19 protein-coding genes and 1 pseudogene are annotated in these 24,923 nt (G+C 46.0%); 8 read left to right on the plus strand and 12 right to left on the minus strand.

The window, feature by feature from the left end; translation table 11 throughout:
• Positions 1-86: 86 nt before the first annotated feature.
• The gene (gene yfkAB / locus V6D41_RS14610) at positions 87-1,208 is read left to right on the plus strand and encodes a radical SAM/CxCxxxxC motif protein YfkAB (protein ID WP_148963617.1); all 1,122 of its coding nucleotides are present in this window, start codon (positions 87-89) and stop codon (positions 1,206-1,208) included.
• The gene (gene mscC / locus V6D41_RS14615; RefSeq protein ID WP_333518689.1) at positions 1,209-2,051 is read left to right on the plus strand and encodes a mechanosensitive ion channel protein MscC; all 843 of its coding nucleotides are present in this window, start codon (positions 1,209-1,211) and stop codon (positions 2,049-2,051) included.
• Positions 2,052-2,091: 40 nt separating this feature from the next.
• Here the strand turns inward: mscC and V6D41_RS14620 are convergent, their stop codons facing one another.
• The gene (locus tag V6D41_RS14620) at positions 2,092-2,886 is read right to left on the minus strand and encodes a YfkD famly protein (protein WP_202328286.1); all 795 of its coding nucleotides are present in this window, start codon (positions 2,884-2,886) and stop codon (positions 2,092-2,094) included.
• Between the two features lie 70 nt (positions 2,887-2,956).
• Entirely contained in the window at positions 2,957-4,015 is a 1,059-nt protein-coding gene (gene cax / locus V6D41_RS14625) for a calcium/proton exchanger (protein WP_333518690.1), read from the minus strand.
• Between the two features lie 167 nt (positions 4,016-4,182).
• Here cax and V6D41_RS14630 point away from each other — a divergent pair, with 167 nt between their 5' ends.
• Complete coding sequence (locus tag V6D41_RS14630; RefSeq protein ID WP_333518691.1) at positions 4,183-5,358, plus strand: MFS transporter; 1,176 nt, start codon at positions 4,183-4,185, stop codon at positions 5,356-5,358.
• Positions 5,359-5,550: 192 nt separating this feature from the next.
• Here the strand turns inward: V6D41_RS14630 and V6D41_RS14635 are convergent, their stop codons facing one another.
• Genes V6D41_RS14635 through yfkJ form a run of 3 tightly spaced genes read right to left on the minus strand, consistent with a single transcriptional unit; the run spans position 5,551 to position 7,210 of the window.
• The gene (locus V6D41_RS14635; RefSeq protein WP_333518692.1) at positions 5,551-6,378 is read right to left on the minus strand and encodes a YihY family inner membrane protein; all 828 of its coding nucleotides are present in this window, start codon (positions 6,376-6,378) and stop codon (positions 5,551-5,553) included.
• 23 nt (positions 6,379-6,401) lie between these two features.
• A complete protein-coding gene (locus V6D41_RS14640) occupies positions 6,402-6,722 on the minus strand; it encodes a hypothetical protein (protein ID WP_087992555.1) in 321 nt (106 codons plus the stop codon).
• A 17-nt stretch (positions 6,723-6,739) separates the two neighbouring features.
• Positions 6,740-7,210, minus strand: coding sequence for a protein-tyrosine-phosphatase (yfkJ, locus tag V6D41_RS14645; protein ID WP_148963611.1), 471 nt, complete (start codon positions 7,208-7,210; stop codon positions 6,740-6,742).
• A gap of 203 nt (positions 7,211-7,413) precedes the next feature.
• On the opposite strand from yfkJ, the gene V6D41_RS14650 reads away from it, so the two are divergent.
• A complete protein-coding gene (locus tag V6D41_RS14650) occupies positions 7,414-7,629 on the plus strand; it encodes a DUF1128 domain-containing protein (protein WP_010330293.1) in 216 nt (71 codons plus the stop codon).
• A gap of 232 nt (positions 7,630-7,861) precedes the next feature.
• Complete coding sequence (locus V6D41_RS14655) at positions 7,862-9,064, plus strand: MFS transporter (protein WP_333518693.1); 1,203 nt, start codon at positions 7,862-7,864, stop codon at positions 9,062-9,064.
• Between the two features lie 37 nt (positions 9,065-9,101).
• On the opposite strand, the gene yfkM is transcribed toward V6D41_RS14655, so the two are convergent.
• Positions 9,102-9,620 (minus strand): general stress protein 18, encoded by a 519-nt coding sequence (gene yfkM, locus V6D41_RS14660; RefSeq protein ID WP_333518694.1) that lies wholly within the window; start codon positions 9,618-9,620, stop codon positions 9,102-9,104.
• A 243-nt stretch (positions 9,621-9,863) separates the two neighbouring features.
• On the opposite strand from yfkM, the gene V6D41_RS14665 reads away from it, so the two are divergent.
• Positions 9,864-14,243 carry a multifunctional 2',3'-cyclic-nucleotide 2'-phosphodiesterase/3'-nucleotidase/5'-nucleotidase gene (locus V6D41_RS14665; RefSeq protein ID WP_333518695.1) on the plus strand — a complete coding sequence of 1,460 codons (4,380 nt, stop codon included), beginning with the start codon at positions 9,864-9,866 and terminating at the stop codon, positions 14,241-14,243.
• Positions 14,244-14,278: 35 nt separating this feature from the next.
• Here V6D41_RS14665 and V6D41_RS14670 read toward each other — a convergent pair whose 3' ends face one another.
• The 4 genes from V6D41_RS14670 to treP form a co-directional block, all read right to left on the minus strand.
• The gene (locus V6D41_RS14670; protein WP_333518696.1) at positions 14,279-14,944 is read right to left on the minus strand and encodes an NAD(P)H-dependent oxidoreductase; all 666 of its coding nucleotides are present in this window, start codon (positions 14,942-14,944) and stop codon (positions 14,279-14,281) included.
• Between the two features lie 140 nt (positions 14,945-15,084).
• Positions 15,085-15,801, minus strand: a complete 717-nt coding sequence (treR, locus tag V6D41_RS14675; RefSeq protein ID WP_333518697.1) for a trehalose operon repressor — start codon at positions 15,799-15,801, stop codon at positions 15,085-15,087.
• A gap of 20 nt (positions 15,802-15,821) precedes the next feature.
• Positions 15,822-17,510: an alpha,alpha-phosphotrehalase gene (gene treC / locus V6D41_RS14680; protein WP_333518698.1), complete on the minus strand. Its 1,689-nt coding sequence runs from the start codon at positions 17,508-17,510 to the stop codon at positions 15,822-15,824.
• Between the two features lie 71 nt (positions 17,511-17,581).
• Complete coding sequence (gene treP / locus V6D41_RS14685) at positions 17,582-18,994, minus strand: PTS system trehalose-specific EIIBC component (RefSeq protein WP_333518699.1); 1,413 nt, start codon at positions 18,992-18,994, stop codon at positions 17,582-17,584.
• 195 nt (positions 18,995-19,189) lie between these two features.
• Here treP and V6D41_RS14690 point away from each other — a divergent pair.
• Positions 19,190-20,521, plus strand: a pseudogene (locus V6D41_RS14690) (endospore germination permease).
• A 239-nt stretch (positions 20,522-20,760) separates the two neighbouring features.
• On the opposite strand, the gene V6D41_RS14695 reads toward V6D41_RS14690, so the two are convergent.
• Both V6D41_RS14695 and V6D41_RS14700 read right to left on the minus strand, forming a co-directional pair.
• Positions 20,761-22,176: an alanine/glycine:cation symporter family protein gene (locus tag V6D41_RS14695; protein WP_333518700.1), complete on the minus strand. Its 1,416-nt coding sequence runs from the start codon at positions 22,174-22,176 to the stop codon at positions 20,761-20,763.
• Between the two features lie 127 nt (positions 22,177-22,303).
• Positions 22,304-22,696, minus strand: a complete 393-nt coding sequence (locus V6D41_RS14700) for a J-domain-containing protein (RefSeq protein ID WP_148963604.1) — start codon at positions 22,694-22,696, stop codon at positions 22,304-22,306.
• A gap of 257 nt (positions 22,697-22,953) precedes the next feature.
• Here V6D41_RS14700 and ltaS point away from each other — a divergent pair, with 257 nt between their 5' ends.
• Positions 22,954-24,903, plus strand: coding sequence for a lipoteichoic acid synthase (gene ltaS / locus V6D41_RS14705; protein ID WP_148963603.1), 1,950 nt, complete (start codon positions 22,954-22,956; stop codon positions 24,901-24,903).
• The last annotated feature ends 20 nt before the right edge of the window (positions 24,904-24,923 follow it).

Consider the following 24,923-nt stretch of genomic DNA (forward strand, 5'->3'; position numbering starts at 1 on the left):
GCGCTACTTGCGATCTTGACAAATCAGGTCTAAAATTAACTGTTGGCAGCATTAGTATGCCCCATTTATAAAGGAGTTAGATAGTCATGACACAAAACACGAAGCTGCGTCCGATCACACCCGAGTTTGATCCTTGGGAAGCTTATATGGATGTTGAACAGTATGGAGACATGCAGCTGACAAACGTTGAATTCACAACCACGACACTGTGCAATATGAGATGCGAGCATTGCGCTGTAGGCTATACATTGCAGCCTAAAGACCCGAATGCTCTGCCAATAGACCTTCTGTTAAAACGGCTGGAGGAAATTCCGCGTCTGAGATCCATCAGCATTACAGGCGGAGAGCCGATGCTTTCATTAAAATCAGTAAAGGAATATGTCGTTCCGTTATTAAAATACGCCCATGAGCGGGGCGTGCGGACGCAGATCAATTCCAACCTGACCCTTGATATTGATCGATACGAATGGATTATTCCGTATCTTGATGTCCTGCATATTTCGCATAACTGGGGTACAGTTGAAGATTTTGCTGAAATCGGCTTTGCCATGATGGACAGAAAACCGACCTTCGAACAGCGCGCGCGTTATTTTGAAAAAATGATCGAAAACAGCCGCACGCTCGTGGATGCTGGGGTGATGGTTTCTGCGGAAACGATGCTGAACAAACGGACACTTCCGCATATTGAGCATATTCACCGCCAAATCACAGAAGATATGAAATGTCAGCGTCACGAAGTCCATCCGATGTACCCGAGCGATTTCGCAAGCGCTCTTGAATCTCTCAGCCTGAAAGAGATGAGACAGTCCATTCACCGTTTGCTGGACATTCGTGATGAAAATACATGGATGCTGTTCGGGACACTGCCGTTTTATGCCTGCAGTTCGAACGAAGAGGATCAAAAGCTGCTTCACCGGCTTCGCGCGGCGAAAAACGTCACGGTGAGAAACGACCCTGACGGACGTTCCCGCCTGAATGTGAACATTTTCGACGGAAACATTATCGTAACAGATTTCGGCGATACACCGCCGCTTGGCAATATCCAGACGGACAGCCTCCCTTCCGCCTATGAAAAATGGAGAGAGACCAAGCTTGCCAAAGAGCTGAATTGCCACTGCCCGAATGTCCGATGCCTTGGGCCGAATGTTCTCGTCAAAAACAGTTATTATCAGGATGCAGATTTCACAAAACGTCAAGCCAGGAGTTAGATGCGAATGGAAGAAACACTTACAGAGATTTTCCAGAATAAAATCGTCGATATTCTTCTCGTTGCTGTCATTCTGTGGATCGGTGTTTTTATCATCAACCGGCTGGTCCAGCTATTTTTTAAACGGACGGACTTCATTGAAGAAAGAAAAGAAAAAACAATTGAAAGTCTTATCCGTTCTGTCACCCAGTACACAGCGACAATCGCTTTTATCTTTTATGTTATGTCTTTATTTGTGCATGATTTCGGCAAAATTTTAGCCGGGGCGGGTGTTGCCGGTATCGTCATCGGTTTTGGCGCCCAATCACTGATTAAGGATGTGCTGGCAGGCGTGTTTTTGATTTATGAACGCCAGCTGCACAAAGGCGATTATGTCACCGTCAACAATTTGTTTAACGGAACTGTTGAGGAAATCGGCCTTCGCTCGCTGCAAATCCGGGAATGGAGCGGGAAGCTGCTCACCATCAGCAACGGCGAAGTCAGGCAGATAGAGAACTATAATATTGATTTTATGCGGATTACCGAATCCTTTCTCATCAGCTTTAAAGAAGATCCGGATCGCGTGTACAGCGTATTAGAAGAGGCATGTGACATGCTGAATGAAGAACTTCGGGATTCATTGAAGATGGATGAATTCGGCAATCCGGCAGAACCCTTTCAAATACACGGGATCACCGCATTGAATCATATCAATCGCGGCGTCGAATTCACGGTAAAAGGGATGGTCAAAGACGACGATTATTTCAGCGCCAGCCTTGCAGCTAGACGGATTCTCGTTCGCCAGCTGTACCAAAACAATGTGCAAATGCTTGAAGAAGCGGTCCGAATCGAGAGACCACAGTAACAAAAAAACTGATTCCACCTGAATGGAATCAGTTTTTTATTTATCTTGGCTGCGAGGAAAGCTGAAAGCCAAATGTGACGTGGTCTTGAACCGGAATCCAAGCACCGATTCCCTGTGATGTGACATTTTTCACGACAAGTTTTCGTTTATTCCCTTTCAGCACTAAGTATACTTCTCCGTAAGTCACTTTTCCTTTTTCATTCACAGCCGGCGCATATGCGTTTAGATACCCAAGTTTCTTAGGAGCGACTTTATAAATTTGATCCCGCTTTGTACCCGCTCCGACGACCGTATCAAATGCCAGCGGAAGGTTCGTTTTCTTCATTGCTTTCAGCATCATCATGCTTTTAACATCTTCAGCATTTGGAACCTTAGCTGTCAGGCCGCCCTTCACTTTGTATTGCTGTTCCTGGGCATAGTGCATTTCAGCCGTTTCTTTTCCGCCGCGGTTATCAGCACGGTTTGTATTGATTTTTTTATATTCCCAATTTGCGACTGTTTCGTTTGATTCATAGCCGAGCGCCCATTTCCCGAGAAAGATTGTCGCCCGGTAGCCGACCGCAAGCGGTGTGCCGGATATGTTGGATTCATTCAGCATTTTGATGAGGTGCGGGTTTTCAATCTTCACATCAGAATGATCGAGCAATTCCTTTGCAAGCTTGCTCGGCTGAAGCATCGGCTGATCCTGTGAAGCATTCGGATACGTGTTTTCCTTCGAGATGCTTGCGACAGAGTCAGGAACCTTAAACTGCTTTTTCGCGTGGATGGGCTGAACGCCGAAAAAACTAAAGAATAACAGCACAATAAGTGTGGAATGAAATAGCTTTTTCATCATATCACTCTTTCTATGGCATTTTCCCTTAGTCTTTTCAACCCGCTTTGTTGTTATCCATCATTTTTTCAAGTTAAAGAAGGAAAAAGCCGATTGCCATAATGACATAGGCGGCAAGCAGTGTCGCCCCTTCAAACCAGTTGGAATCGCCGTCATTCGAAATCGCGATCATCAAGAGAACCGATGATACCATCGCAACGAGCTCCGGCAATGTAAACACAAGCGGCATACTTACCGGGAAAAAGATGGAACAAATCACAAGAACCGGCGCAACAAACATAGCAATCTGCAGCGTCGAACCAACCGCAATTTCAACCGCAACGTCCATTTTATTTTTATAGGCCATGATAATGGCTGATGCGTGCTCTGCGGCATTACCGACTATTGCCACGATGATGACCCCGATAAACAGCTCGCTCCAGCCGAACTGCTCAGCTACCGAGTGGAACGTGTGCACCAGGTTTTCGGATATGTATGCCACAGCAATCGTTGCCGCAAACAAGACAATTGTGGCAATTTTGCCCGACCATTCCGGCTCTTCCTCTTCCACGTGCTGGGCGGAATAGTTCTTCGGCTGATAAACACCGCGGTGTGTGACAAGTTTAAAGTACAGAGCCGCCACATATAACAGCATCAAAATGATGCTGATGCCGATGCTTAAATTGAGCTTGCCCACGTTACCCATACCAACGGAAAATACCTCCGGAATCACAAAAGCGACAATAATGGCAAAAATCAAAAGACCGGAGTTATGGCGTGCATCATGGATATTAAACTCCTGCCGCTTATATTTTAAACCGCCGACAAAAAACGATAGCCCCGCCACCAGCAGCAGGTTCCCCAGCACTGAACCGGTTAAAGAGGCAAGCACGATTCCCGTCAAGCCTTCCTTCAGTGCAAATAAAGAGATGATTAACTCAACCGCGTTCCCAAAGGTGGCGTTCAACAAACCGCCGATCCGCGGGCCTGCGATGATGGACAATGATTCTGTCGCCCTTCCCATATAGCTTGCAAGCGCGATAATCGTTACGCAATACAAGGCAAAGAGAATGACAGAAGGCCAATGCATCAAACTGCCGATCACAGAAAGCGGAACACCCGCCGCCACTAAAATAAAAAAGATACGATTCATGGTGAATTGGCTCCTTTAATATGACTTGTTTTATTTGTATTCTTCACAAAAATGATGATGATTACACGAGGTCCGATGGTCACGTGTGATATAGGCTTTTTCAGGTTGCCTGATTATGGAAAACATTGTACGATCAACATAGATTCCACATAAGGAGAACAGACAAAATGTCACGATTTCATTTCTTTATCCTTGTCTTGCTCGTTTCCATTTCCGGGTTTTCCCAAGGCATGCTGCTGCCTGTCATCTCGATCATCTTTGAAACAAATGGTGAATCGGCCGCTATCAACGGCCTGCACGCCACGGGACTGTACATCGGCGTGCTTTTGGCTTCACCGTTTATGGAAGCGCCGCTCAGAAAGCTCGGATTTAAGCCGCTGATCGTCATTGGCGGAAGCATTGTCATTTTAAGCTTATTTGGATTTATATGGCTTCAGTCGGTTTGGATCTGGTTCCTGCTCCGCCTGTTTATCGGAATCGGTGACCACATGCTTCACTTTTCTACGCAAACGTGGGTGACTTCCATGTCATCAAAAGAAAATCGCGGAAGAAACCTGTCTGTTTACGGACTTTCCTTCGGCCTTGGCTTTGCCGCGGGTCCTTTCATGGTTCCGCTTGTCAAGCTGAGCCCGGCGCTGCCTTTTATCGTATCCGGCTGCTTCAGCCTGTTTGCGTGGCTTTTTGTTTTCTTTCTACAAAATGCATACCCGCAAACCAGTCCTTACGAAACCAAATCAGACAATAGTTTCAGGCGGTTTTATCAAGCGATCCTGTTTGGATGGGTTGCCTTTATGCCCACATTCGGTTACGGCTTTCTCGAGACGGCGCTAAACGGAAGCTTTCCGGTATACGCGCTCCGGCTGGGGATCTCTGTGGACGCAGTGGCGCTGATCCTGCCCGCATTTGCGATCGGAAGCATTATTTTTCAGTTTCCGCTCGGCATCCTCAGCGATAAATACGGGCGGCGGAATGTCCTGCTTGTGATTTTGCTGACAGGGGCGCTTTGCTTTTTGATCGCCGGTGTATTCCCTTTACCTTACGTGATCGGATACTGCTTTTTTATGGCGGGAATGGCAGTTGGCTCAACCTTTACACTTGGCATCAGCTATATGACAGATCTTCTTCCGTCCCACCTGTTGCCGGCAGGGAACCTGCTTTGCGGCATTACATTCAGCCTCGGCAGCATCCTCGGCCCGATTGCCGGCGGCTGGTATATGCAGACATTTGATAGCGCAAACTTGTTTTATTTTATTACCCTCACGCTTAGCGGTGTTTGGCTTGCTCTTGTGCTGGGCAAACCGAAAAGCTGGTCGCCAGCCGAAACCTATTCTTCATCTTCTTAATCAAAAAGCCTCCTGACATGGTGTCAGGAGGCTTTGATGCTAATGATAGCCGTTTTGCCCGTTGGCGCTTCCGCTTGTTTTATGGCTCGGTTTGCTTTTCGAATTTTGTTTGTTATGGCTTCCGCCTTTTTGCTTGCTCATCACGTTGGCCCCCCTATATCTTTTTGAACCGAAGTTCATTTATAGGGTGCGCTAAAGATAGGGATTTTCATCAGGAAGCTTTTTACGTTTATGTAAAAGAGCGTTGATTTCTCCCCCTAAGATAATTAAAATGCCGCTCAAGTAAAACCAAATCATCAGGACGATGATTCCCCCGATACTCCCATACGTGGCGCTGAAGTTCGCAAACGTGCTGACGTAAAATGAAAACAGGGTGCTGACAACGATCCAGCCAATGGCCGCAAACACCGCACCCGGCATGACAAACCGGAGGGACAGTTTTTTGTTCGGCGCGATGATATACAGGGCGGAAAAAACGATCAGCAGCACAAGCGGACTGACACCCCAGCGCACTGCTGCCCAAACGGATAAAAACAGATCCGACGCGCCGACGAAGTCTGAAGCGAGCACCCCGATCTGCCGGCCGAATACCGGCAGAAGCAAGGCCACTAAAATCGTAAATACCATGGCAATCGTCAAAAAAATTGAGGTTAGACGAACGATGATAAAAGAGCGGTTTTCATCCACTTCATATGCGTGGTTTAGCGATCGGACGATGGCGTTCATTCCATTAGACGCAGACCACAAAGCCCCGATAATCCCGAATGACAGCAAACCGCCATTTCGGTTGTTCAAGGTTTGTTGGGTAATGGATTCAACGAGGGACATCGCACTGGCGGGTGCATATTGTTTGACAACTCCCAGAACATCATCGGTAGAAATCGGAAGATACGCGGTGAGCGTCAGCATAAAAATCAAAAACGGAAACAATGACAAAAGAAAAAAATACGCCAGCTCCGCTGATTTGCTCGGCCCCTCATGAAGGGTGTATCTGCTGAAAAGCTCTTTCAAAAAATTCATGTCGCCTCACCTCGCATATTTGATCATTTTTTTGTAAAATGCTCTTTCGTTTCTTGCACAAGCTCCATCACTTGCGGCGTTGTTTTCTTCAGCTCTTTCACCTGCTGATTGACAAACCCGACTTCATTTGACAAGGATTGGGCCAGCTTTTTGGCCTCATCCATCTTTGTGCTGACCGTGTTTTTCAACAGCTCCGGATTGCTTTTGTACAGTGAAAGCTTATGCTTGCATGTCAGCCATCTCATGCCGCATGCCTGTCTTGTCGGCTTATGGAGCAGCGATAACGCCGCGCCTGCCGCAGCTCCGAGAAAAATACCTTTCAGCATTAAACGTTCGTTGTTCATGCAAATTCTCCTTTCACTCACAATTGTTTTTCTTTTTGAATGGATGCAAGCAGCTGCTCACAGCCCGACTTGATTAATTGGCAGACCTCTTCAAAATTTCCTGTGTAGTAAGGATCGGGAACATCGGCAAGATCTGAATCTTCAACGTAGTCCAAGAGCCTTTTGATATGCGAGGTGTTCTTAAAACCCGCCATGCTTCTGAGGCTCCCGATATTTTCTGCGTCCATCGCAATGATGTAATCAAAATCGGCCAAATCCTGTTCGCTGACTTGACGTGCAAGCATGCCCTCAAAGTTGATTCCTTCTCTCTGCAATATCTCCTGTGTTCCTTCATGGGGCGGATTGCCGATGTGCCAGCCGCCGATACCGGCTGAGTCCGTCTTGATTTTCTCCTCAAATCCTTTTTTAGCTGCCAGGTCCCGAAAAATCGCTTCTGCCATCGGAGACCTGCAAATATTTCCTAAACAAACAAATAACACGCTTATCATGTTGTGCAACCTCCCTATTCTTTGCCCATATTTCTCTAAAAAAAAACCTTCATGAATATCTTAGTAGGATGTTCATTTTCTTTTCAACTGATGACTTCACTTTTTTGAAATCAAAAGCTTGCTCTTAGAAGAGGGTTTTTTTCTGATTGAATTCTGTTAGAATAAAACATACCGAATATCGCATAAAGAAAGGATGGAACCATTTGTCCAGCCCAAATACAGAAACATTGACTCAAATGATTGAAGAGATTTCCCAAAAACTGAACATGCTGAACGTCGGCGTGATCAAAGCGGAGGATTTCAGTGATGAAAAGATAGAAGACCTCACGTACCTTCACAGCATGGTGATGAAAAAAGAATCATTCAGCCCTAGTGAAATGCAGGCGATAGCTCAAGAACTCGCCTCGCTTCGTAAATAATTGAGACTGGCCGGAAACCCGGCGAGTCTTTTTTATCATTGGCGAACACAGCTGATCGGATGATTGCAGCACCGAGCGGTTAAAAAGCAAGTTATAAGGACTTGGGCCTGATCAAAGCGGGTGAAGAAGGCTGCCACATGATAAACACACCCGGCATGCCGGCTGTTCTTTCCTCAGTAAAGAAATCCATATTAATGAAAGTGTTCGAATAAGATTTGAAGGAGTACAAGCCATGAAAACGACATCTATCAAAACAGCCTCCGGAATGTATATCAACTACTTCTTTCTGGGAATGGTCAACATTATTCTCGCATCCAATATGTCCTCCTTAACAAAACAGTGGAATACCGATCCGACCGGCATTAGTTATGTCATTGCCGCTATCGGGTTCGGCAAGCTGCTGACCTACGGCATTTCCGGCGTGTTATCAGATAAAATCGGCAGAAAGCCGCTTGTTGTCGCTTCCGCGGGAATCATGGCCGTCTTTTTAGTCGGTATTCCTTTATCACCGAGCTATGAACTGGCGTTTGTGTTCGCCTTATTAGCCGGAGTCGCAAATTCAGCGATGGATGCCGGAACATATCCGGCCCTGACCGAGCTCTTCCCGGCTGCTCCCGGCTCGGCAAATGTTCTGGTCAAAGCCTTTATGTCTCTGGGGGCCGCACTTTTGCCGCTTTTGATCACATTTTTAGCAGACCACCGCATGTCTTACGGATTTACTTTTTATCTCCCGGCTGCCGTCTATGTACTGAATATCGTTTATTTATCAACGCTTTCGTTTCCTAAGAAACAGAAAAAACCAAATAACAGCGGCCAACAGGAAGCTCCCGCTTTCTTGTCTGAACCCGTTTTTCGGAAAGAAGGCACCGCCCTGATTATGATCGGTTTTACATCAACAGCTTTATTTACGGTTTCTCAAATCTGGCTTCCGAGCTACGCGCAAAAAGCAGCCGGTTTAGCTGAATCAGCTTCCGTGCAATTGCTGAGCTATTATAGTGTTGGATCTCTGGCATCCGTTTTATTATTAGCCCTTTTGCTGAACAGATGGGTAAAGCCAGTCATGATTACGCTCTTGTATCCGGTTATTACTTTATGTACGCTTGCGATCATGCTGACAATTCATGTGCCGGTTGTGCTGGACATCACCGCCTTTTTCTTAGGCTTTTCAACCGCGGGTGTGTTTCAAATCACCATTACATTAATGACAGAGCTTTTCTGGAAGCGAAAAGGAACCGTTACCGGAATTGTAGCGACCGCTTCAAGCCTCGCGTCGATTTTGCTGCCGATTGCCACAGGGCTTATCGCAAAAGCGGGAGGCATCGCCCATATCTTTATGTTCGACTTCTGTATTGCGGTTATCGGAACAGCTGCAGCCGCCTTCTTGTATTACAGATACAAGAAACTGACGGGCGCTCAGGCCGATGTCAAGCTGTAATCAACAAAAAACGGACGCCCGCAGGCGTCCGTTTTTCTTATTTCTCAAGCAATGCCAACGATTCACGATTAAATGCCGGAATATCATCCGGTGTGCGGCTAGTGACCAATTGCCCTTGGCAAACAACCACTTCCTTGTCCACAACGTCGGCACCCGCGTTTTCCATGTCAACAAGAATGGACGTATAGCCTGTCGCTTTTCGGCCATCGAGCGCTTTCGCGTTGATTAAGAGCTGCGGGCCGTGGCAAATGGCGAATACCGGTTTTTTGTCAGTCATAAACGATTTCGTAAACTGAACGAAACGGTCATCGGCGCGAAGCTGATCTGGTGAAAATCCTCCTGGAATCAACAGCGCGTCAAAGTCTGAAGGGTTTACGTCATCAATGGACGCGTCAACTGCCACTTCCGCGTTCCCCTGCTTGCCTTTTACGGTTTTGCCTTTTTCATTTTCGATGACAGTCAGTTCATGTCCCGCATCTTTAAAGGCTTTCGCAGGTTCAGTGTATTCGCTGTCCTCAAAATAATCTGTCAAAACAACTGCAATTTTTTTCCCCATTTTTCATAACCTCCCGTTTAATCTGTCTACATAAAACACTCTTCCCCAGCCACACTAAAATAAACATTTTCGCAGACCCGACAAACAATAAGCATAAATACCCGGCATTTGTCGTTTGACGATATTACATTATACTCATTTTTTCCCCTTTTACAATAATCATAAAGAAACACCTACAAATGATTACAAAATATTCTTACAATAGTAGTTGTAACACAAATTTCGTTGAAAGGTGGAGAACTGGTGAGAATACAGAAAAGACGAACATACGTCGGTAACATTCTCCGTATTCTTTTGCCCCCTATTATGATACTTAGCCTAATCCTTCCAACACCACCCATTCATGCAGAAGAAAGCGCGGCTCCTCAGGTGCAACTGAGTATTTTGGCCACGACTGATATTCATGCCAACATGATGGATTACGATTACTACAGCGACAAAGAAACGACGGATTTCGGGCTGGCAAGAACGGCACAGCTGATCCAAAAGCACCGCCAGCAGAATCCCAATACCCTGCTTGTGGATAACGGAGACTTGATTCAAGGGAATCCGCTTGGAGAATACGCGGTGAAGTATGAAAAAGACGACATTATTTCCGGCGCGAAAACCCACCCGATTATCAGTGTCATGAATGCGCTGAAATATGACGCCGGCACACTGGGCAATCATGAATTCAACTACGGGCTCGACTTTCTCGACGGCACGATTAGAGGAGCCGATTTCCCGATTGTAAATGCAAATGTCAAAACAACAAACGGTGAAAACCGTTATACGCCGTATGTCATTACAGATAAAACCGTCACTGACGAAAACGGCCATGAGCAGAAAGTAAAGGTCGGCTACATAGGCTTCGTTCCGCCGCAAATTATGACATGGGACAAAAAGCATCTCGAAGGTCAGGTGCAAGTGCAGGATATCGTAGAATCCGCCAATGAAACGATCCCGAAAATGAAGGCGGAAGGCGCTGATGTCATTATCGCCCTCGCCCACAGCGGCATTGAAAAGCAAGCCCAATCGCCAGGCGCGGAAAATGCTGTATTTGACCTTGCCACCAAAACAAAAGGCATTGACGCGATCATCTCTGGCCATCAGCACGGACTGTTCCCTTCCGCCGAGTACGCAGGTGCTGCCCAATTTGATGTTGAAAAGGGAACGATTAATGGCATTCCAGTCGTCATGCCAAGCAGCTGGGGCAAATATCTAGGCATGATTGACCTCAAGCTCGAAAAGACAGATGGTTCATGGAAGGTGGCAGATTCCAAAGGCAGTGTTGAATCTATTGCAGGCACCGTCACATCAAGAAACGAAACCGTCACAAACACCATCAAGCAAACCCATCAAAACACACTGGATTATGTCCGAAAGCCAGTCGGCAAAACAGAAGCCGATATTAACAGCTTCTTCGCGCAGGTGAAAGATGACCCATCCATTCAAATCGTGACTGATGCGCAAAAATGGTACGCGGAAAAAGAAATGAAGGATACCGAGTACAAAGACCTCCCGATTTTGTCCGCTGGGGCGCCGTTTAAAGCAGGCGGCAGAAACGGAGCCAATTACTATACGAATATTCCAGCCGGAGATCTCGCCATTAAAAACGTCGGTGACTTGTATCTTTACGATAATACCGTTCAGATCGTCAAGCTGACTGGAAGCGAGGTCAAGGACTGGCTTGAGATGTCAGCAGGCCAATTCAATCTGGTTGATCCGTCAAAAGGGGGCGATCAAGCTTTACTGAATGACAATTTCCGCTCCTATAATTTTGACGTAATTGACGGTGTCACTTATCAAGTCGACGTTACAAAACCGGCGAAATACGATGAGAACGGAAAAGTCATCAACGCAAATTCTTCCCGAATCATCAACCTTTCCTATGGAGGCAAGCCCATCAGCACGAATCAGGAATTTCTCGTCGTCACCAATAATTATCGTGCGTCCGGAGGCGGCGGTTTCCCTCATCTGACGAGCGAGAAGATTGTCCACGGCTCCGCGGTTGAAAACAGGCAGGTGCTGATGGATTACATTATTGAACAGAAAACAGTCAATCCAAAAGCAGACAACAATTGGTCAATCGCGGCTGTTTCCGGCACGAATTTGACGTTTGAGTCCTCACTTTTGGCCAAGCCATTTGCGGATAAAGCAGACGATGTCGCTTATGTAGGCGAGTCTGCGAATGAAGGCTATGGTGTATACAAGCTGCAATTCGACGATGATTCAAATCCCGAGCCCCCTAGGGACGGACTGTGGGATCTGACTGTGATGCACACCAATGATACGCATGCCCACCTCGATGACGCGGCGAGACGAATGACGAAAATCAACGAAGTGCGAAACGAAACAGACCGCAATATTCTCCTTGATGCGGGAGATGTGTTTTCCGGCGATCTGTATTTCACAAAATGGAACGGTTTAGCCGATTTGAAATTGATGAACATGATGGGCTATGACGCCATGACCTTTGGAAACCATGAATTTGATAAAGGCCCGACAGTGCTTTCTGATTTTCTCAGCGGAAACAGCGCAACAGTCGATCCGGCGAACCGCTATCACTTTGAAGCGCCTGAATTTCCGGTCGTCAGCGCAAACGTAGATGTGTCAAACGAACCTAAGCTGACTTCATATGTCAAAAAGCCGCAAACCTTTACGGCAGGTGAAAAGAAAGAGCCCGGCATCCACCCTTACATTCTGTTAGATGTTGACGGTGAGAAAGTCGCTGTATTCGGACTGACAACGGAAGATACAGCCACTACATCAAGTCCGGGCAAAAGCATTGTATTTAATGACGCGTTTGAAACAGCGCAAAACACTGTCAAAACGATTCAGGAAGAAGAAAAAGCAAATAAAATTATCGCTTTAACCCATATCGGGCATAACCGTGATCTTGAGCTGGCCAAAAAAGTAAAAGGCATTGACTTGATCATCGGCGGACACACCCACACCTTCGTAGACAAAATGGAAGTCGTGAACAATGAAGAGCCGACGATCGTGGCGCAGGCAAAAGAATACGGCGAATATTTGGGACGCGTCGATGTCGTGTTTGATGAAAACGGCGTTGTGCAAACAGACAAATCAAATCTGAGCGTGCTGCCAATTGATGAACATACAGAAGAAAACGCAGAGGCAAAAAAAGAGCTTGATCAGTTCAAACATGAATTAGAGGACATCAAAAAGGAAAAAGTCGGCTACACGGATATAGCGCTTGACGGCCAGCGTGAGCATGTGCGCACGAAGGAAACGAACCTCGGAAACTTCATCGCGGACGGCATGCTGGCAAAAGCGAAAGAAGCAGCTGGCGCCAGAATAGCGATCACAAATGGCGGCGGCATCAGAGCTGGCATTGACAAAGGCGATATCACACTCGGCGAGGTGCTGAACGTCATGCCGTTCGGCAACACGCTTTACGTGGCCGACTTAACCGGAAAACAAATTAAAGAAGCCCTTGAACAAGGATTGAGCAATGTGGAAAACGGAGGCGGCGCCTTCCCTCAGGTGGCCGGAATCCAATATACGTTTACATTAAACAAGGAACCCGGACACCGAGTTCTTGAAGTCAAACTCGAATTACCTAACGGAGACACGGTTAATCTCGATTCCGATAAGACCTACCGCGTGGCAACGAATAATTTTGTCGGCGCCGGAGGAGACGGATACTCTGTCTTTACGAAAGCATCCCATGGTGAGGACCTTGGTTACGTAGATTATGAGATTTTCACTGAACAGCTGAAAAAACTAGGAAACAAGGTATCTCCTAAAATCGAAGGACGAATCAAAGAAGTATTCCTGCCGACAAAACAGAAGGATGGCAGCTGGACACTCGATGAAGACAAATTTTCGATTTATGCCCAAAATACCAACACGCCGTTTGTCTATTATGAAACATCAGAAGGATCTCACGAGAAGCCTATCAATCTTAAAGTAAAAGAAGATCAGGTCAAACTTTTGAAAGAAAGAGAGTCAGATCCTTCATTGACGGTATTCAACTATTGGTACAGCATGAAGCTGCCAATGGCGAACCTCAAAACCGCAGACACTGCAATCGGCATCAAGTCAACGGGAGAATTGAATGTTTCACTTGCAGATGTATATGACTTTACAGTGAAACAAAAAGGAAAAGAAATAAAATCATTCAAGGAACCTGTTCAGCTTTCGCTTCGCATGTTTGATATTGAAGAAGCCCATAACCCTGCTATTTACCACGTTGACCGTAAAAAGAAAACTTTCACAAAGATTGAAAAGGGTTCAGTCGACGATGATATCGTGACAGGATATACAACCCATTTCAGCGAATACACGATCTTAAATTCCGGTGCGAACAACAAACCGCCGGCATTCCCGTCCGATCAGCCGACAGGCGGTGATGATGGCAGCAATGGCGGAGGTTCTGACAAACCAGGCGGAAAACAGCCGACTGACGGAAACGGAGGACATGATACACCTCCCGGCACTGACCCGACAAACGGATCAGGAGGAAACGGATCAGGTACGGACGGCCCGACTGGCGGCCTGCTTCCGGACACAGCCACATCCATGTACTCGATCCTCTTGGCCGGATTTCTGATCAGCGCACTCGGAACAGCACTGTTTTTACACCAGAGGAGAAAACAGAATAGAGCGAATCAGGCATAAAAAAAGAGCTGCTCGTCATCGAGCAGCTTTCTTTATTACACCCACTTCACAACATCTTCAACAGCCGATCTTGTTTTCGGGCGAGGGTCTCTCACGCGGTAGCCGAACGCCACCATCACAGAAATGTCGAAGCTTCCGTTTTCCAGAAGGCCTTCTTCTTCAAGAATACGGTGAATGTGATCATATTGGAAGCCTTCCACAGGGCAGGAATCAACACCGATTTGCGCAGCCGCAGTCATCATGTTGCCAAGTGCAATATACGTTTGTTTTGATGCCCAATCAAACAGCGTTCTGTCACTTTCAAGCAAATGCAAATCGTTTTTCTGGAACTCTTCCGTTTTGCTGAGATAGCCTTCGTACATGTCCTGAGGCATGTGTTTCACTTCTTGTAAATGCTTTTTGATGTAATCTGCATCATATTTGATATCCTTAGCTGTTCGCGCAAGAATCAGGACGAAATGGCTTGCTGTCGGAAGCTGCTTTTGAGCGCCCCATGTGTATTCGCGAAGTTTCTCGCGGAATTCAGGATTTTCGACGACGACAAATTTCCAAGGCTCAAGGCCGAGTGAGCTCGGAGACAGTCTTCCTGTTTCTAAAATAAATTCAAAATCGCTGTCTGATACTTTTTTATTCGGGTCAAATTCCTTTGTCGCATGTCTGAAATTGTACGCATCCAGAATTTGTTTCTTTACATCTGCCATGTCAAACACCTCTCCTTTTGGTTACTCTCAACTCTATTGTAGCTGTTATCGCAAAAAGTAAAAGTACGCACATTTTTGTTGGATAGTATCAATTTTGATACCAAACAAAAAAAGCGCGCTGCCGCAGGCAGGCGCCTTTCTCATTTTCCCCGCCGCGCAAAATCGACAAACCGGAATTTGTCAAGGCGGTGTCTGCTTTCCGTATATTGAAAGAGACTCGTATCCTCCAAAAAGACGTAGTTTCTCACCACGACCATATGGTCATAACCTCGTAAATCAAGCAGCTCCCTGTCCTCATCCGTACACGGCTCGGCTACAATTTCTTTTTGCGCATAACTGATCGAAAGACCCAGCTCTTCTTCTATATATTCGTATACGGAGTTTTCACAAATTTCTTTCGTCAGGTGAGGCACATGCTTTCTGAAAAAGTAATCCTTATCCAAAATCACATGTTCCCCGTCAATCTTTCTTGACCTGATGACTTCCCAGGTGTCGTCATCAGGCTTGGCCCGGAGCTGTTTTTGGATCAGCTCTGACGGAGGCCCCAGCCCGAATTTGTGTACAGTTGTTTTCGTTTCTTTGCCAAGCGTTTGCGCGAGCTCCTTGAAACTGACAAGGCCCGAGACGGGAAACTGCATTTTTTCGCGGTTGAGAACGACGGAGCCCTTCCCTCTGATTTTCTGGATATAGCCGTTTTGCGCAAGCATGTGAAGCGCCTTTCGGACCGTTTCTCTCGATGTACCGAACTGTGCGGTCAACTCATGTTCAGACGGAAGAATCTCCTCCGCTTTCCACCGACCGCCTTCAATTTGCTGTGCGATGTCTTTATAAATTATAATAAATTTATTCGCCTTCATTATGGACCACCCAGCTTAGTTTAACACGGTTTCGTTAAACGATAAACAATGGACTCATACGGACGGAGCGTCATGTTCTGCAGTCCTTCCCTCACATCATCGTTGGTCAACAGCACCTCTGCCTTCCACTTGCCAGGCGCTAAAGAGTCCGGCATTGTAAAGGCTGCCTCAATCCCGTAAAAGTTATTGATCACGAGCAGCTTTTCATTGCTGCCGTGTCTGAGATATGCAAAAATGTTCGGATCATCCTTTGCGATTAACTCATACGTCCCCTCTGTCACAATGTCATACGTTTTTCGAATCTGGATCAGTTTTTGATAATGATAGAACACTGAGTTCTGATCCTTCAGCGCCGCTTCGGCATTGATTTCATGATAATTTCCGGCGACCGGTATCCATGGCGCGCCCGTTGTAAAACCGCCATTCGGCGTATCATCCCACTGGACAGGCGTTCTGGAGTTGTCTCGGGATTTCGCCTGTAAAATCGCTGTGATCTCTTGATCAGCCATCCCTTTTTCCTTAAAAGCGTGATACATGTTCAGTGATTCGACATCCCGATAGGAGCTGATGTCCGTAAACTTCGGATTCGTCATTCCCAGCTCCTCGCCCTGATAAATATAAGGCGTGCCCTGCATCATATGAATGGCGGCAGCGAGCATTTTCGCCGATTTCACCCTGTACGCGCCGTCATTTCCATATCTGGATACAACGCGCGGCTGATCGTGATTGCACCAGAACAGAGCGTTCCATCCCCCTCCAGCGTGCATCCCCGTCTGCCACTCGGATAAGATTTTCTTCAGCTTCAAAAAGTCAAACGGCGCCAAGGCCCATTTTTCACCGTTTGGATAGTCGACCTTGAGATGATGGAAGCTGAACGTCATATCAAGTTCTTTATTGGCAGGATTTGTATACCGGATGCAATGGTCTACGGTCGTTGAAGACATCTCGCCGACCGTCATACTGTCATAATGCGAAAACACCTTTTCGTTCATTTCATGCAGATATTCGTGCACCCGCGGCCCGTCAGTGTAAAAGGAACGGCCATCGCCTCCGCCTTCCGCATTCGGAAAGCGCTGATCTTTAGAGATCAGGTTAATGACATCAAGCCTGAAGCCGTCTATTCCCTTTTCAAACCAAAAATGCATCATGTCATAGATATGCTTTCTGACCTCTTCATTTTCCCAATTCAAATCAGCCTGCGTCACATCAAACAGGTGCAAATAGTATTGGCCCGATGCTTCATCAAGCTCCCATGCGGAGCCGCCGAATTTCGATTCCCAGTTTGTCGGAACAGAACCGTTTTCCTGCGGGGTTTTCCATATATAAAAATCACGGTACGGGCTGTCTTTTGACGAAATCGCCTCTTGAAACCATTTGTGCTCTGTTGATGTATGATTGACGACAAGATCCATGACGACTTTCAGGCCCCTTTGATGGGCTTCGGACAGTAACCGCTCAAAATCCTCCATCGTCCCATATTCAGGATAAATCGAGTAATAATCACGAATATCGTACCCATTATCATGCTGCGGGGAATCATAAATCGGTGTCAGCCAAAGCACATCCACCTGAAGTGTTTTTAAGTAATCAAGCTTTTCAATAATGCCGTTCAGATCGCCGACACCGTTCCCCGTCGTATCGTTAAAGCTTTTCGGATAAATTTGATAGACCACAGCTTTTTTCCACCATGGTGTTTGTTCTGTTTTCATCTGTCTCCACCACCGTTTTATAGAATAAAAACGGGAAAAGGGAACGTTAAAACACGTCCCGCTCCCATTCGTTATTTATGTTTGAATCTTGCATACGCGTATGTTCCGGCAAACGGCACGATCAATACCATCGCCATCCCAATTGCAAACGCGCCCCAGTACTGGCTCATGATTGAGAAAATCCCCGGCACGCCGCCGACACCGACGGAGCTTGCCAGCACACCTTGAGAAGAAATATACATTCCCGCCAGCCCGGAGCTGACCATTGCAATGATAAACGGGAATCTGTATCGCAGATTCACCCCGAAGATGGCAGGTTCTGTAATGCCGAGATAAGCAGAAATCCCTGATGTGAGGGAAAGGCCTTTTTGTTTCTCATCCTTCACGATAAACATCATGGCCAGCGCTGCCGAACCTTGTGCGATATTCGAAAGCGCCAGCATCGGCCATAAAAATGTGCCGCCTAGTTTTGAGCCGATGAGCTGCAGGTCGACTGCAAGGAACGTGTGATGCATGCCGGTAATCACGAGCGCCGAGTATAAACCGCCATATAACAAACCGCCCACTGCGGCAAAAGAGCCGAACACCGAGATAAGCCCTGAAGTCAGCACGTTTCCGATCGCAAATGTAACCGGGCCGATGATGATAAAAGAGGCAAAACCTGTTACGAGAAGCGTAATCGGCGCGACAACGAGCAGCTGTATGCCTTCAGGTGTCCTTTTTGTTAAAAACACCTCGATTTTCGCCAGCATATAAGAAGCAAGCAAAATCGGGAGCACCTGTCCCTGATAGCCGACTTTCTGCACCTCAAGGCCGAACAAATTCCATATCGGAATCTTTCCGCTTTGTTCTGCAGCGCCATATCCCCACGCATTCAACAAATCAGGATGCACGAGCATCACGCCGAGCACAATGCCAAGCAGCGGATTGCCGCCGAACCGTTTGACCGCTGACCAGCCGATTAACGCAGGCAGAAACGTAAAGGCCGTTCCCGCAATCAGGTTAATCATATTAGCAAGATCCGCCCACTGCGGATAGACCTGCACAATCGATTTTGTGCCGAAGAAAATGCCTTGCGCCGTTAAAATGTTATTGATCCCCATCAAGAGACCCGCCGTGACAATCGCAGGCAATATCGGAATAAAAATATCCGCAAGCGTTTTCACAGCACGCTGCAAAGGATTCATATTGTTTTCTGAAGCCTTCTTCACTTCGTCCTTTGTTGATTCGCCAATCCCCGTTTCCTTGACCAATTCTGCATATACTTTGTTGACCGTTCCCTGGCCGATCACGACCTGAAATTGCCCGTTTGTTGAAAACGATCCCTTTACAATGTCAATTTGATCAAGCACTTCTTGGTCAACTTTGCTTTCATCTATCAATGCAAAACGCAAACGTGTAACACAATGAGTTGCCGCTGCAATATTTTCGGCGCCGCCGACTGCTTCGACAATCTGCCGTGTCGATGTGTTCAGTTCCCCCATGCCAACCCCTCCGTATCCGTTTTTTATAACTTGTATATACAACTTATGATAATATTGTATTCCTGTATATACATGTAGTCAACAACTTTTTATAGCGCTTTCATCCCAGACTGAGAATATCTGAAACAGACAAGGTTACCCTAAAAGTCACAAGCACTTGTTGAATTAGACATTGAAAAAGCAGGGTGAGCCTCTATGAATAAACGCGAAAAAGCGCTTCAGCTCATCAAAGAGCTTGAAGACAATCAGGACAGACCGGTCTCTCCGAATTTGAAGTAAACCTCGATCATCTGACCTTATGAACAGGCTGCTCAGACATCGTAATTAGGCAATTTGACTTCGAAAACGGGCTGTCGGGTTTATTGTTTATATTGAAGGAATTGTAAAATCTGAACAAATACAGGACAACACCCTCTGTCCTTTCTTGAGGCATCTGACAGATCAAATAGATGAACATGAGGAGTCGCTGCAAAACACTCTATCGATATCAATCGTAGCGGCAGAAACGAGTGTAAGCAAAGTGGCTGAATCCATCATTGAGGGAAACGCGGTTCTGTTTGCAGACAGACATTCAAAATGCCTGATCTTAAAAATAAAAGGCGGTCAAAGAAGAAGCATTGAGGAACCGATCACAGAATCGATCATCAGAGGATTAAGAGAGAGCTTCACTGAAAGCCTCAGGGTCAGTACCGCTCTTGTGCGCATTCGCGTCAAAACGCTTCAGCTAAAAATGATCTCTTTTAAAATCGTTGCCTTGGCCTATATTGACGGGATTGCTGATCCAAAGGTCATTGACAAAGTGAAAAAAAGAATCAAAAACATCAAGATTGATGCCGTGTTAGAAAGCGGATATATTGAAGAGTTTATAGAAGACGACACGTACTCGCCTTTCCACAGCTGCAATACACAGAAAGACCCGATACCGTTGCCGCCCAGCTTCTAGAAGGCCGATTTATCATTTTTCTGTTTTCTTTCTATTTCCTGTTAATCAACGCTCATGATATGCGTTTTTTCATCAATCTGATTCATATTTTATTTCTCCCGAACACCATGGCCGTTCTTAGCGGCGTCATTATTTTTGCAGCGATCTGTATTGCCAGAGAAGGAAAAGAAACGTTGACCAGAATGGCGCAGATTTTTTTAGTTCCATTCGGCACCTTGGCCTTGTTCCTTCCGTTTACGCTTGCCGCACAAATTGAGCTGCAAAATGCAACACCGGTCTTTGAAGGACCGATCCAATACCTCCAATCAGGTTTTGATGCCTTTGGGACGATGGAGGTATTGATCATCCTTCCGCTTCTCTTCTCAAGCCGGAGCATCCCGCTAAATCACACCATTATCGCCATGCTGCTAGGAGCTTTATTGCTAGCGGTGATGTTATTTTCTTCAATTTCCATCTTCGGTGCCAACCTGACATCTACTTTTTTTGATCCGGCCTATATGGTGATCAGGCAGATCCGAATTACTGATTTTTTAGACCGTTCAGATCTCATCATCGCAGCCTTGCAGATCCCGCCATTATGGTGAAAATCGCAGGTGGTATATGGGCCTTCCTTCTTACATTCAACAATTGAGGTAAAAGCTATGTACACACCGACCGGCATGTTTTCTTTAGTGTGCAGCTTTTGGTTTTTCCAAAACACAAATCATCTGATCGACTTTAACATAGTCAAACCGGTCATCAAGGTGTTCATTTCCATTTTGCTGCCTTTGCTCATTTATCTATTTGTCAAAACGAAATCGCTGGCCAGTGCGAGGGCAAAACACTAAGAGTTTTTGGTTCCTTTTGTCTGATAAACAGCATTCTGTTTCGTTTTTCCTCTGTCTTTCAGGTAGTACTGTTCAGATGTGAAAAACTCGGTATATAGTGCTTTTACCTTTCTGCTCAATAACAGCAACGCAATCACATTCGGAACGACAATAAAAACTAATGCTAAGTCCAGAAATCCCCAGATGGCTTTTGCTCCGCCTGCGGCCCCTATGATAATAGCCGCTAAATAAACGATTTTGATCACATGTCCTGCCAGCCGTCCGAACAGAAATTCAGCTTGCTTAACGCCGTAAAAAATAACAACCATAATAGTCGATATCACAAAGAAGACAAGGGCAATCGAGACGAAGTACCCTCCGCCGGAACCGAAATAGTGCTGAAACGCAGCCGTTGTCAGTGCTGCCGGGTCATTTGAGGCATTTCCTCCTGTCCAAACACCGGATGTAATGACGATAAAAGCCGTGGTGGTGCAGATGATCAAGGTGTCAATGACAATGCCGATCACAGACCAGAACCCTTGCCTCACAGGGTGATCAGTCATGGCCGCCGCATGTGCAATCGGCGCTGTTCCCATTCCGGCTTCATTAGAATACAGCCCGCGGGCAAAGCCCCAGCGAACGGTTTCAGCCAGCGCAGCACCTGCGAACCCTCCAACTGCTGAAGTTGAGGTAAACGCATTCGAAAAGATAAGAGAGAAAAACGCCGGCACCGCTGAAAGATTCGTGAGAAAAATCAGGAGACCGGCCCCAGCATATGCCCCTGCCATAAGAGGCACGACGAACTCTGTTACTTTTCCAATCCGCTTTACCCCTCCTATCACCACTAACCCAATCAAAAACGCAATGCCGATTCCCGCGTATATTTTATTGAAAGAAAACGTTTGGGCAAGAGAGACTGAAACCGAATTCCCCTGAACCATAATGCTCGGGATCAGCTCCACGATCAGCGCTACAGAGAAAAATACGCCGAGCCATTTCATGCGCAGCCCTTTTGTTATGTAATACATCGGTCCCCCGACAAATTCCCCCTGCTCATTTTTTTCTCTGTAATGAACAGCAAGCACACTTTCAGAAAACTTAATCGCCATGGCAAATAAGGCAATAAACCACATCCAAAAAACCGCTCCGGGACCGCCAAACATAATAGCGGCAGGCACACCGACAATATTCGCCGCACCGATAGTTGAGCTGAGGGCTGACGTCAATGCCTGAAGCGGTGTGACTGTGCCCTCTCCCTTCGGCTTCTTTCCTACACTGCCGATCGTTTGCTTGAGAATGTATAAAGGATAGCGAAATTGAAAACATTTCAGCAAAATGGTGAAATACAATCCCGTACCCGTCAACAAGATGATTAGCGGCGGCCCCCACAGCCAATCAGATATACGTTCTATCCATTCTAATAGTCGTTCCATCCCATCACCCTTTTTTCGTTTATGAGTCATTTCCCCCACGACGGATAAACATAAACATTTTAGACAGAGACCATTGGAACATAAAGAGGATGGCTTTTATCAATCACCATCCTTCAGACAAGACAAATCAGCTGGAAGAAGGTCTGTTTCGTCCAAGCCGGTCATATACTTTATTCTTATAAAAAGCGGATACTGGCTTTGAAAACATGCCTTTTTTGCCGACAAGCTTATCAAGCATCATCTGCTTTTCAGTTTTTTTTCTGATTAATTGTTCCCGTTCTTTTTCGTCAAGGCACTTTGCGATTAAATGGTCGATGGTCATGAGTTCTTTTTTGAGCGCGCCCTCGTCCTCTGCCATCCCCGCATTTTTTAACATACGGTAGCTCATGCGGAGCGATTCCGGCAAGTGTGCCGCGTCATCCTTCGGCAGCGGTTTTCCCATTCCCGGCAGGTTTTCAAATTCTCCGTCTTTGATGGCGCGCTTTATTTTATCTTCAGACACAATATGGGAAAAATCCATCCTTTCACCTCTTTTCAGCATTTTCTCTATTTTATCATACAGCAGCCACGGTTCCATTTTATTCCTTCGTTTCCACAAAGAAACCTTTTTTATATTAGGGCACTATGTAAAGAAAAACATTGATTCGACGGCGTTTTTCGCCACTTTTTCCACCAGACGATTTTCACTTTTCTAATCTGCTGATTCGTGTTATATTTGATACGTTCGTTTTTTCTATCGTTTCGCTCGAACTGTGATCGGAAAAAAGGAGTGTAACAATGAAAACATTTATAAAAGAAAGAGGACTGGCCTTCTTCTTAATCGCGGTCGTCCTATTATGGATCAAAACGTATGTCGGTTATGTCCTGAATTTTAACTTAGGAATAGACAACACGATACAAAAAATATTGCTTTTTGTGAATCCTCTCAGCTCAAGCTTGTTCTTTCTTGGCTTTGGACTTTTGTTCAAGAAAAAATTACAGCAGACAGCCATCATAGTGATTCATTTTTTAATGTCTTTTTTACTGTACGCAAACATTGTGTACTACAGATTTTTCAATGATTTTATTACAATTCCGGTCATTATGCAGGCTAAAACAAACGGCGGCCAACTCGGCGACAGCGCATTTTCGCTGATGAGCCCGGCTGACGTCTTTTACTTTATCGATACGATCATTCTGATCATCTTGGCGATCAAAGTGAACAAGCCTGTAGAAACGTCGAGCAAAAAATCGTTCCGAATCGTTCTTGCGTCTTCGATTCTTGTTTTCCTTATCAACCTGGCAGTTGCGGAATCAGACCGCCCTGAATTGCTGACAAGATCATTCGACCGAAACTATCTGGTGAAATACTTAGGCACATACAATTTCACGATTTATGATGCTGTCCAGAATATCAAGTCCAACAGTCAGCGCGCGCTTGCCGATTCCAGCGACGTGACGGAAGTGGAAAACTACATGAAAGCCAATTACGACGTGCCGAATAACGTGTATTTCGGCAAAGCGGAAGGAAAAAACGTCATTTATGTTTCACTTGAATCTCTGCAGTCCTTTATCATTGACTATAAAATTGACGGCAAAGAAGTCACACCGTTCTTAAATAAACTGGCACATGATAACGAAACGTTCTACTTTGATAACTTTTTCCACCAAACGGGACAGGGTAAAACATCCGATGCGGAATTTATGATGGAAAACTCTCTATACCCGCTGGCTCAAGGTTCCGTTTTCGTAAACAAAGCGCAAAACACGCTTCAATCCGTTCCGGCGATTCTGAAGTCTAAGGATTACACATCTGCTTCGTTTCACGGAAACACGCAGACGTTCTGGAACCGTAACGAAATGTACAAAGCGGAAGGCATTGATAAGTTCTTCGATTCTGCCTACTATGACATGAACGAAGAAAACACGAAAAACTACGGCATGAAAGACAAACCGTTCTTTAAAGAATCAATGCCGCTGTTAGAAAGCCTGCCGCAGCCGTTCTATACGAAGTTTATTACTCTGTCTAACCACTTCCCATTCGGAATGGATGAGGGGGATACAGACTTCCCGGCTGGAGACTTTGGTGACTCTGTCGTCAACAACTACTTCCAGTCAGCCCATTACCTTGATCAGTCTATTGAACAATTTTTCAATGACCTGAAAAAAGACGGGCTATATGACCAATCGATTATCGTGATGTACGGAGACCATTACGGCATCTCTGAAAACCACAATAAAGCGATGGCCAAAGTGCTTGACAAAGATGAAATTACCGATTATGACAACGCCCAGCTTCAACGGGTTCCGCTCTTTATCCACGCTGCCGGCGTGAAGGGCGAGAGAGTTCATAAATATGCCGGAGACGTCGATGTGGCCCCTACCATTCTGCATTTGCTCGGAGTGGATACGAAAGACTATCTGATGTCCGGTTCTGATATTTTATCTAAAGAACACCGTGAAGTGATCCCGTTCCGTAACGGAGACTTTGTTTCACCGAAGTACACGAAAGTATCCGGAAAGTATTACGATACAAAAACCGGAAAAGAGCTTGAGGAATCTGAAGTCGACAAGTCAGAAGACTCCCTCGTCAAGAAAGAACTTGAAATGTCCGATAAAATCATAAACGGAGACCTGCTGCGTTTCTACGAGCCGAAAGGTTTTACGAAGGTGAACCCTTCTGATTATGATTACACAAAACGTGACGAAGATTCTTCCGAAACGTCAACGGAAGATGCAGATCAATAAGAAAAAGCGGAGAGGATGCC

Origin of the sequence: Bacillus sp. 0102A, from assembly GCF_036765155.1 — a bacterium.
Lineage (GTDB): Bacteria > Bacillota > Bacilli > Bacillales > Bacillaceae > Bacillus > Bacillus subtilis_G.